This window comes from Streptomyces sp. NPDC057271 (assembly GCF_042668715.1).
Lineage (GTDB): Bacteria > Actinomycetota > Actinomycetes > Streptomycetales > Streptomycetaceae > Streptomyces.
The window spans coordinates 633-10258 of record NZ_JBHUYJ010000166.1 but is presented as its reverse complement, the minus strand read 5'-3'; the positions used below and the strand labels follow the sequence as shown (position 1 = coordinate 10258).

11 protein-coding genes are annotated in these 9626 nt (G+C 72.7%); 5 read left to right on the top strand and 6 right to left on the bottom strand.

What is annotated here, in order from left to right:
* On the bottom strand, nt 1–1140 hold a 1140-nt coding region (dnaK, locus tag ACFUJR_RS37470; RefSeq protein WP_383179414.1), incomplete at its 3' end, for a molecular chaperone DnaK.
* A 110-nt stretch (nt 1141–1250) separates the two neighbouring features.
* Between dnaK and ACFUJR_RS37465 the strand changes: the two genes are divergently transcribed.
* A complete protein-coding gene (locus tag ACFUJR_RS37465) occupies nt 1251–1622 on the top strand; it encodes a hypothetical protein (RefSeq protein WP_383179411.1) in 372 nt (123 codons plus the stop codon).
* A 42-nt stretch (nt 1623–1664) separates the two neighbouring features.
* On the opposite strand, the gene ACFUJR_RS37460 is transcribed toward ACFUJR_RS37465, so the two are convergent.
* Complete coding sequence (locus ACFUJR_RS37460; RefSeq protein ID WP_352192870.1) at nt 1665–1868, bottom strand: cold-shock protein; 204 nt, start codon at nt 1866–1868, stop codon at nt 1665–1667.
* A gap of 78 nt (nt 1869–1946) precedes the next feature.
* Here ACFUJR_RS37460 and ACFUJR_RS37455 point away from each other — a divergent pair, with 78 nt between their 5' ends.
* Nucleotides 1947–2531, top strand: a complete 585-nt coding sequence (locus ACFUJR_RS37455; protein ID WP_383179408.1) for a nucleosidase — start codon at nt 1947–1949, stop codon at nt 2529–2531.
* A 221-nt stretch (nt 2532–2752) separates the two neighbouring features.
* Here ACFUJR_RS37455 and ACFUJR_RS37450 read toward each other — a convergent pair whose 3' ends face one another.
* Nucleotides 2753–3787: a GlxA family transcriptional regulator gene (locus tag ACFUJR_RS37450; RefSeq protein ID WP_383179405.1), complete on the bottom strand. Its 1035-nt coding sequence runs from the start codon at nt 3785–3787 to the stop codon at nt 2753–2755.
* A 52-nt stretch (nt 3788–3839) separates the two neighbouring features.
* On the opposite strand from ACFUJR_RS37450, the gene ACFUJR_RS37445 reads away from it, so the two are divergent.
* The gene (locus ACFUJR_RS37445) at nt 3840–4253 is read left to right on the top strand and encodes a cupin domain-containing protein (protein WP_383179402.1); all 414 of its coding nucleotides are present in this window, start codon (nt 3840–3842) and stop codon (nt 4251–4253) included.
* A gap of 275 nt (nt 4254–4528) precedes the next feature.
* Entirely contained in the window at nt 4529–5413 is an 885-nt protein-coding gene (locus ACFUJR_RS37440) for a hypothetical protein (protein ID WP_383179399.1), read from the top strand.
* A gap of 6 nt (nt 5414–5419) precedes the next feature.
* Here ACFUJR_RS37440 and ACFUJR_RS37435 read toward each other — a convergent pair whose 3' ends face one another.
* The 3 genes from ACFUJR_RS37435 to ACFUJR_RS37425 form a co-directional block, all read right to left on the bottom strand.
* Complete coding sequence (locus ACFUJR_RS37435) at nt 5420–6523, bottom strand: PP2C family protein-serine/threonine phosphatase (RefSeq protein WP_383179397.1); 1104 nt, start codon at nt 6521–6523, stop codon at nt 5420–5422.
* An 84-nt stretch (nt 6524–6607) separates the two neighbouring features.
* The gene (locus ACFUJR_RS37430; protein ID WP_383179394.1) at nt 6608–8059 is read right to left on the bottom strand and encodes an MFS transporter; all 1452 of its coding nucleotides are present in this window, start codon (nt 8057–8059) and stop codon (nt 6608–6610) included.
* Complete coding sequence (locus tag ACFUJR_RS37425) at nt 8056–8661, bottom strand: TetR/AcrR family transcriptional regulator (RefSeq protein WP_383179391.1); 606 nt, start codon at nt 8659–8661, stop codon at nt 8056–8058. The genes ACFUJR_RS37430 and ACFUJR_RS37425 overlap by 4 nt, the downstream gene beginning before the upstream one ends.
* Nucleotides 8662–8973: 312 nt before the next feature.
* Between ACFUJR_RS37425 and ACFUJR_RS37420 the strand changes: the two genes are divergently transcribed.
* Nucleotides 8974–9558 (top strand): TMEM165/GDT1 family protein, encoded by a 585-nt coding sequence (locus ACFUJR_RS37420; RefSeq protein WP_383179389.1) that lies wholly within the window; start codon nt 8974–8976, stop codon nt 9556–9558.
* Nucleotides 9559–9626 lie beyond the last annotated feature (68 nt).

The following is a 9626-nucleotide window of genomic DNA, read 5'->3' as shown; positions in this document are numbered from 1 at the left end:
CTTGGTCTCGATACCAAGCGACAGCGGGGTCACGTCGAGGAGCAGGACGTCCTTGACCTCACCCTTGAGGACACCGGCCTGCAGGGCCGCGCCGACGGCGACGACCTCGTCCGGGTTCACACCCTTGTGCGGGTCCTTGCCCGTCAACTCCCGTACCAGCTCCGTCACCGCGGGCATACGCGTCGAGCCGCCCACGAGGATCACGTGGTCGACGTCGGCCACGTCGATCTTGGCATCCCGTACAGCCTGGTGGAACGGCGTCCTGCACCGCTCCAGGAGATCGGCGGTCAGCTGCTCGAACTGAGCGCGCGTCAGCCGCTGCTCCAGGTGCAGCGGACCCTCGGCGGAGGCCGTCACGTACGGCAGGTTGATCGCGGTCTCCGTCGCGGCGGAGAGTTCGATCTTCGCCTTCTCGGCCGCCTCACGAAGACGCTGGACGGCCATCTTGTCCTTGGTCAGGTCCACCCCGTACCCGTTCTTGAACTCCTTGACCAGGTGGTCCACGATCCGCTGGTCCCAGTCGTCGCCCCCGAGGTGCGTGTCGCCGTTGGTGGCCTTCACCTCCACGAGCCCTTCGCCGATCTCCAGGAGGGACACGTCGAAGGTGCCGCCACCGAGGTCGAAGACGAGGATCGTCTGGTCGCTCTCCTTGTCGAGGCCGTAGGCGAGCGCCGCGGACGTCGGCTCGTTGATGATCCGCAGCACGTTCAGCCCGGCGATCTCGCCCGCCTCTTTCGTGGCCGTGCGCTGGCTGTCGTCGAAGTACGCGGGCACCGTGACGACCGCGTCCGTGACGTCCTCGCCCAGGTAGGACTCCGCGTCGCGCTTCAGCTTCTGCAGCACACGGGCCGAGATCTCCTGAGCCGTGTACCGACGGCCGTCGATCTCGCCGCTCTCGGGGAAGCGCCACCGTGCGTCGCCGACGTGTCGCTTCACCGAACGGGCGGTGCGTTCGACGTTGGTCACCGCCTGCCTCTTCGCGACCTCGCCGACCAGCACCTCGCCCGTCTTCGCGAAGGCGACCACGGACGGCGTCGTCCGGCCACCCTCGGTGTTCGTGACGACCGTCGGCTCGCCTCCCTCGAGGACGGAGACCACCGAGTTCGTCGTTCCGAGGTCGATACCGACTGCGCGTGCCATGGCCCTCTCCTCAGCCCGTCGTCCCCGTCTGGCACCTACCCGCACACGGCCCGATCATGGAGGGAGATGTCCCCATTTCGATCGATGTCCGGAACGGTCGGTGAGGTGCGATGGCGCGGGTGACGGTGGACGACGCCGGCTGCATCGTCGTCCGGCTCTCCCCACCCGAGAAGCTGGCCGCGCGCCGACGCGACGTGCGGGTGCCGGTCGGCGCCCTGCGGGAGGTACGGATCGAGCCGGACTGGTGGCGCGCGCTGCGCGGAGGCCGCGGCCGGGGGCTGTGGATCCCCGACCGGCTCTGCGTCGGGATCCGCATCCTTCCGGACGGCCGGGACTTCGTGGCGGTGAGACCGGGGAAGCCGGTCGTCTGCGTCGAGCTGCGCCGCGACACGCCCTTCGGTCGGCTGGCCGTCTCCGATCCCGATCCGGAGCGTGCGATGCGGGAACTCGCCCCGTACGCCCCCACGGACCTGTTGGACTGAGGCCGGCGGTCGGTCGGGCCGACGGGGCGGGGGTCCGGCGCTTCAGGCGGGACTGACGTTCTCGGCCTGGGGTCCCTTGGGGCCCTGCACGACGGTGAACTCGACCTTCTGCCCCTCGGTGAGTTCGCGATAGCCGGTGGTGGCGATGGCCGAGTAGTGGACGAAGACGTCCGGGCCTCCGCCGTCCTGCTCGATGAAGCCGAAGCCCTTCTCGGCGTTGAACCACTTCACTGTTCCGGTTGCCATGGTGATCTCCTCGGCACGGACGGACACTTCCATCCTCTCTCGGCGCGGGCCGGAAGTCCCGGCGGGTAGCGTGGCGGCATGGAACTCATCGGAGACATCACCGCCGACCGGCCCCTGCTCGTCCTTGCCGTCAAGGAAGAGGCACAGTTCCTCGACACGGATCTGCCGATCCTGCTGACCGGCATGGGCAAGGTGAACGCGGCGTCCTCGCTCGCCGCCGTCCTGGGCCGGGGCCCGCGCCCGTCGGGCGTCGTCAACCTGGGGACCGCGGGGGCGCTGCGGCCGGGGTGGACGGGGACGCATGTGGTGGGCACGGTGGTCCAGCACGATCTTGACGCGGAGCTGCTCGCGACCCTGACGGGTGAGACGTACGGGGCGCCGCTCACCCTGCCGGACGGCGGCGACGTGACGCTGGCAACAGGTGACGCCTTCATCTCGGACGAGGCCGCCCGCGCCCGGCTCGCGGCCCGTGCCCCGCTGGTCGACATGGAGGGCTACGCCCTCGCGACCGCGGCGAGCCTGGCCGGGGTGCCGATCCGGATCGTCAAGCACGTGAGCGACGAGGCGGGCGACGGAGCGGCCAGGACCTGGCGGGAGTCGGTCGCGGAGTGCGCCCGGTCGCTGGCGCGGTGGGCGGCGGAGCACACCCCGTACCGCTCATAGGGCGGGGCGCGAGGGTCCCGCCTGCACCGCGACGCCCGGCACGCACCCCCCGTGGCCCTTCGGGCACGGAGGGCCGCGAGCCGCGTGGTCGGGGTCGTCCGAGTGCGCCCGGCACGAGGACGACCCCTCGCCTTGCACTCGCACGCTCCCCCATGCTCGCGGCTGCGCTCGAGCAGGGGGACCCCCATGACGCCGCGGGGCCGCCTTTCGGGCGGGCGGCGCTACTTTCGCGACACGCCCTGGGGGATCGCCGCCCCCGGCGCTGCCTGTGCGGACACGGACGTGCCCGGGCCGAAGCGCCGGCGGTAGGCGGACGGGGAGAGCCCCGTCTCGCGATTCATCAGGGCGCGCAGATGGGTGGCGGTGCCCAGCCCGCTGGCGCGGGCGACGACGTCGAATCGCGACTCGCCCCGCTCGATCAGCCGACAGGCGAGTGTCACCCGCTCGCGCGTGAGCCAGGCGAGCGGGGTGGTGCCGAGCTGCGCGCGGAACCGGCGGTGCAGCGTCGCCGGGCTGACCGCCGCCCTGGCCGCCAGTTCGGTCACGGTGAGTGGAGAGCCGAGACGCTCCTGTGCCCAGGCCAGGAGCGGGGCGAGGGACTCGTCGGGGGTCTCGGGGACCGGCCGTTCGATGAACTGCCGCTGTCCGCCGTCCCGGTGGGCCGCGAAGACGAGCCGGCGGCTGACCGCGTTGGCGGCCTCGGCGCCGTGGTCTCGGCGGACGACATGGAGTCCGAGGTCGAGGGCCGCGGCGCTGCCGGCGGCGGTGAGGATGTCGCCGTCGTCGACGAACAGGACGTCCGGTTCGAGGCGTACGGAGGGGAAGCGGGCTCGGAAGCGGTCGGCCCACTGCCAGTGGGCGGTGGCCCGCCTGCCGTCGAGGACCCCCGCCTCGGCGAGGGTGAAGGCGCCGCTGCAGAAGCCGATGAGGCGGGCGCCGCGCGCGTGGGCGCGGCGGACGGCGTCGAGCACGGCGGGCCTGCGGGGCACCTCGATGTCCGGGCGGTTGGGAACGATGAGCGTGTCCGCGGTGTCGGCGGCCTCGAGCCCGGCGACACCGCTGAGGGTGAAGAAGCCGTCGCGCATGAGGGTGTCGGGCTCGGGCGAGCAGAGCCGGAAGTCGTACAGATCGCGGCCGATCTCCGGGCGGCGCAGACCGAAGACCTCGGTGGCACAGCCCAGTTCGAAGGGGTTGGAGTTGGCGTCGACGATGACGACGACACGGTGCGCCCCTGTGTGCGAGGATCCTTGCGGCATATGCTATTTCTAGCACTCACGCTGGGTGGGCGCCACGGGCAAGGATCGCTTCATGAGCAGGAAAACCGCTGACGACAGCGCTCCCATCGCCCTCGCCACCGCCTTCGCGTCCTTCGAGGAGCTGTGGAGCCCGCGCATCGTGACGCGGGTGAACGACTACGACGTGCGCGTCGCGAAGGTCGCGGGCGAGCACGTGTGGCACGCCCACGACGACACGGACGAGTTCTTCCTGGTGGTCGAGGGAGAGCTGCACATCTCGTTGCGCGAGCACGGCGCGGAGCGGACGGTGTCCCTCCCCCAGGGCTCGCTCTTCACCGTCCCCAGGGGGATGGAGCACCGCCCTCACGCCCCCTCCGGCGCGTCGATCCTGATGTTCGAGCCCACGGGCACCCTCTCGGTCGGCGATCGCCACGAGGAGATCCCCGACCACGTGGACGCGACGACGGGCCACGCGCTGGACGCGTGAGCCCCCGGCGCGCGAGGCACTGAACCAGGTCATGGACGACGCCCCTTGCCCGGTTCTGCACGTTTCGAACGGGCGGTCCGCAGGCGTACGCGCGCAGGTCCGCCGACGCGTCCCGTGCGGGTGGCCGACGCGCGGACCATCCTGGAGGGGTGGGCACCGCCCGGAGGCCGCGCGGCGGTGCGGGTGGTGCGCCCGTGCGCCCCCGATGCGGACGTGAGCGCCGGGTCGCTTTCCGCGCACGATGCCCACGGCGGGCTTCGAGGGAGGCGGGACACATGAGCGATTCCGAAGGACGGTCCGGAGCGGAAGCGGGCAGGGGCGGCGGGACGGACGAGACGCGCGGGGCGGGGACGGACGGGACAAGCGCCACGGTCGGCAAGGCGCGGTTCGAGGACATCTACGACCAGCCCGACCCGCGGGCGTACTTCCGGCGCCTGGCCCCGCTGGAGTACGAGATCCCGCAGCGGGCGCAGGGCGCCTTCCGGCGCGCGGCGGCCGAGCGGGACGGCGGCACGGTCCTCGACCTGTGCTGCTCGTACGGGATCAACGCCGCCCTCCTCAACCACGACGTCACGCTGGCCGAGCTGTACGCGCGCTACACCGACCCGGCGGTGAGCGGGCTGACCGCCCCCGAACTGGCCGTGGCGGACAAGGGCTTCTACGCGTCCCGGCGGCGCCCGGACGCCGTCCCGGTCATCGGTCTCGACGTCGCGGGCAGGGCCCTGCGCTACGCGCGGGAGGTGGGGCTCCTGGACGACGCGTTCGCGGAGAACCTGGAGGGGGGCGCGGCGCCGAGCACCCGGCTGCGGGCCGCGATGGCGGACGTCGGCCTGATCACCCTGACCGGCGGCGGCAGCTATCTCACCCGGCGCACCTTCGCGGCGCTCCTCGAATGGGCGGGCAGGCCTCTGCGGGTGAGCGCGTTCGTCCTGCGGACGGTGTCGTACGATCCGATCGCCGAGTGCCTCGCGAGTTACGGGCTGCGGACGGTCTCCGATCCGTCGCGCACCTATCCTCAGCGGCTCTTCACGGACGCGGGCGAGCAGCGCTACGCGGTCGAGGCGGCGCGGGCTCTGGGCGCGGATCCGGAGGGGCGTGAGTCGGCGGGCCGCTTCCACACGGTGCTGTACGAGTCGGCGCCCGAGGGCCTGCGACCCTGAGTGCGGCTAGGACTGCCGTACGACGAGCACGGCGGCGACGTCGTCGTCGAGGCCGTGGTCGGCGTAGGCGTCCAATTCGTCGTGGAGCAGGGTGGGGACGCGCGCGCCCGGCTCGTCCACCCAGTGGCGCATCCGCTCCTCCAGGGGGTAGAAGGTGCCGTCCCGGTCGCGGGTCTCGCTCACTCCGTCGGTGTAGAGCAGCATCCGGTCCCCCGGCACGAAGGGGACCTCCTCCACATGGTGGCCGGCGTCGAGGAGGCCGGACAGGTTGACCGGCAGGGACGGGTCGGAGAAGGGGACGGGCCGTACGTCCCCTCCGTGCTGCAGGAGTGGCGCCGGGTGCCCGCAGCTGAGGAGGCGCGCGACGGCCTCGTCGTCGGGGATCTCCACGAGGACGACGGTCGCGAAGCGTTCGGCCGCGTCGGAGTCGGGGTCCCAGGCCCCGTAGCGGCCGAGGCCCTCCTCCAGGCGGTCGGCGAGGGTCGGCAGGTCGGGGGCTTCGTCGACGGCCGCGCGGAAGGAGCCGAGCAGGACGGACGCGGTCTCCACGGCGCCCAGCCCCTTGCCCTGGACGTCTCCCAGCATGATCCGTACGCCCCCGGGGACGTGTACGGCCTCGTAGAAGTCGCCTCCGATCCGGGCCTTGGCCGCGGCGGCGACGTACAGCAGATGGAGGTCGACGGGGCCGAGCCGCGGCGGGAGGGGGCGGAGCACGACCCGCTGGACGACCTCGGCGACGGCGGTCACCTCGCGCAGATCCCGCTCGTAGCGGAGCCGGGCCCGGCTGACCCATGCGGCGGCCGCGGTCACCAGCATCAGGGCCACCTCGTTGGCGGCGATGACGGGGAAGAAAGGGTCGTCGCTGGTCACCCCGAGCAGCACGCTCAGGGCCATGGCCACCACACCGATGGCGATGGTTCCCCGGACGCTCCAGGTCACGGCGGCGAGGGCGGGCCCGGCCCCCAGGAACCGGTCGTAGCGTTCCTCGTCCGCGCTGACGAGGTCGGCCAGCACCGCCAGGGCCATGACCAGTACCGGCAGAACGCGGCCGATGACGATCTGCGGGCGCGGCCGCGCCCGGGGGCCGCCACGGTGAGCACCAGAGGGCATTTCGTGATCGTACGCAGCGGTGGCTGCATCGCCCGGGCGCCCGCGCTGGCGTGTCCGGACCGGACATGCCGGCGCGGCGAAGGCTCAGCTTGAGGTCGGGACCGAGGGTGAGCCTGAGGTCGAGGTGGAGACTCGCCCGGGCAGCCCCAGCGCGGCGGCGGCGCCGAGCGCCGCGAGGCCGGCCAGCACGAGCAGCGTGGTCCCCATCGCCGGCACGAAGGCCGGGACCGGGTCGAGCGTCATCAGCAGGGTCGCGGCTGCGACGCCGAGCGCGGGGCCGATGTTCATGGCGGTCTGCTGGAGTCCGCCGGCGACCCCGGCGTCGGCCACGGGGGCCTGGTGCACGACGGCTGCGGTGGCGGTGGCCATGACGGTGCCGAAACCGGCTCCCAGCAGTGCGAAGCAGACACCCGTCGGCACCGCGGTGGCGGACTCGTCGAGCCGGGAGAGCAGGAGCACGCCGACGGCGAGCAGGGCTGCGCCCCCGACGGTCGTACGACGAGCACCGAACCGTCGTTGCAGCAGGGGCGAGACGGGCGCGCCGAGCACCATCAGGACGGCCAGGGGCAGCACCCACAGGCCGGTCGACAGCGGGTCGAGTCCGCGGACGTCCTGGAGGAAGTAGGTCGCGACGAACAGCGCCCCGGAGAGGACGGCCGAGGTGGCGAGCAGCGTGGCGAGGCCGGCCACGACGGGCCGGGACCGCAGGAGGGCGGCGGGCAGGAGTGGCCGGGCGGTACGCCTTTCCTGCCGGGCGAAGGCCGCTCCCGAAGCGACGGCGCCGGCGAGGGCGAGGCCCGTCACCGTCGTCCAGCCCGATTCCGACACCGCGACGAGTGCGTGGACGAGAGACGCGAGCGTCACGGCGAGCAGGACGGCACCGGGCAGGTCGAGCGCGGCACGGGAACCGGCTGCCGCCGTCACCGAACCGCTGTCCTGGTCCCCCGCATGCGCCGGACCGCCCTCGCGGGACGTCGGTGGGCCCGTCGGACGGGTGACGGCTGCCAGGAGTCCGATCGCCAGGGCGGGGATCGCCGTCACGGCGAAGACGGCGCGCCATCCGAAGGCCGTGACGAGGGCGCCGCCGACGAGCGGGCCCAGGGCCGCCGCGAGGCCGATCGCGCTCATGCGGAGGGCGATCGGCATGGCGAGGCGGTCCGGCGGAAAGGCCGCCCGGAGCATGCCGAGGGTGGCCGGCTGCAGGAGCGCGCCGAACACGCCTTGGAGGACCCGCAGGGCGATCACCCAGCCGATCCCCGGCGCGAGGGCGATCGCTGCCGAAGTGGCGGCGAAGCCGAGCGTGCCGAGGGCGAAGAGCCGCCGATGGCCGTACGCGTCTCCCAGCCGGCCCGCGAAGACGAGCAGGCCGGCGACCGCGACGAGGTACCCGGTGCTGGTCCACTGGACCTCGGCGAAGTCCGCGTGCAGATCCCGCTGGAGTGTGGGCTGGGCGATGGTGAGCAGGGTGCCGTCGAGGGCCACGACGGCGGCGCCCACGACGCTGCAGGCGAGGGTCGCCCCGCGTCGGCGTATCACTGTTCCCGCCCCGCGGGGCCGAGGTGCGCGTCGAGGGCGGCCCTGAGCAGCGGCCCGACGTCGTCGGTGCGCGCGGCGAGCTGGAGGCTGCCCCAGGCCCAGAGCTGGGCGATGCCATGGAGGTTCGCCCAGAGCGCGGCCGCGACGACGGTCGGGCCCGGAACAGCCGCCTCGGGGCGGGCGCGGGCGACGAGCCGGCCGAGGAGGTCGAAGAGCGGCAGGGTCGTCTCGCGCAGCCCGAGGCGGCCGCTCTCCAGCAGGTCGTGCCGGAACATCAGCTCGTACATGCCGCGCCGGGTCAGCGCGAAGTCGAGGTGGACCCGGGCGAGGGCGTCGAGCCGGGCACGCGCTCCGTCGCGGGTCTCCGCCTCCTCCCCCACGGCCGCGGCGATCCGTTCCGTGAGCTCGGTGAACCCCTCACGGGCGATGGCCGACAGCAGGTCGAGGTGGGTCGGGAAGTAGCGGCGGGGTGCGCCGTGGGAGACGCCGGCCCGCCGGGCGATCTCGCGGAGGGACAGCGCCTGCGCGCCTTCCGTGTGCACCAGCTCGACACCGGCCTCGATCAGTCGGCCGCGCAGTCCGGCCTCGGTCTCGTCAGTCATGGACACTGTCTACCAACTGGTAGTAGACAGTGTCTACTACCTCCCCTGAGCAAGATCGAGAACGCACTCCGCTAGACTGTTCGACAGCGAAGGGGAGTAGCCCCGCGAACCGGTCGTCGACACACTGGAGCCTTCGGGTTCCCGGTGACCGGGTCCGTGCGCAGGCACGGACGGGCGAGACCTTCGGCCAGGCATTCGCCACGTCCGCATCCTGTGGGCGTGGTCCGTCATGCCGGGCCGAGTGGTTCTTCCCGTCGCCCGCCGTGGCGCCGTGCGGATCCCGGGGCCCGGACCGAGCAGAGAGCCCCCGGTATGCACCTCGACCCCTTGGCGATCCTCACCGCCTTCGGGCTGATCTTCCTCGCCGAGCTGCCCGACAAGACGATGTTCGCGTCTCTCGCCATGGGCACGCGCATGCGTCCGCCGTACGTCTGGTTCGGCACCTCGACCGCGTTCATCGCGCATGTCGCCATCGCCGTGGGCGCCGGCAGCCTCATCGGTCTGCTGCCCGACTGGACCGTGAAACTGATCTCGGCCCTGCTGTTCGCCTTCGGCGCCTTCATGCTGCTGCGCGGCGGGGGCGACGACGGGGACGACGAGGCGGGCGGCAAGGCGGTGACCGGCTTCTGGCCGGTCTACTCGACCGCGTTCACGGCCGTCTTCATCAGCGAGTGGGGCGACCTGACCCAGATCACCACGGCCAACCTCGCCGCCACCAACGGCACCTGGTCCACGGCGATCGGCTCCGCAGCGGCCCTGATGAGCGTCTCGGCCCTCGCCCTGATCGCGGGCCGCTTCATCGCCAAGCGTGTGCCGCTGAAGACGGTCCAGCGGATCGGCGGCCTCTGCATGGCGGCCCTGGCGATCTGGTCGCTGACCGAGATCTTCGTCGGCTGATTCCAGGACCACGGGCCCACCGGCCCACGGGCCGGTGACCCGCCGGCTGACCCGCTGAACACACCGGA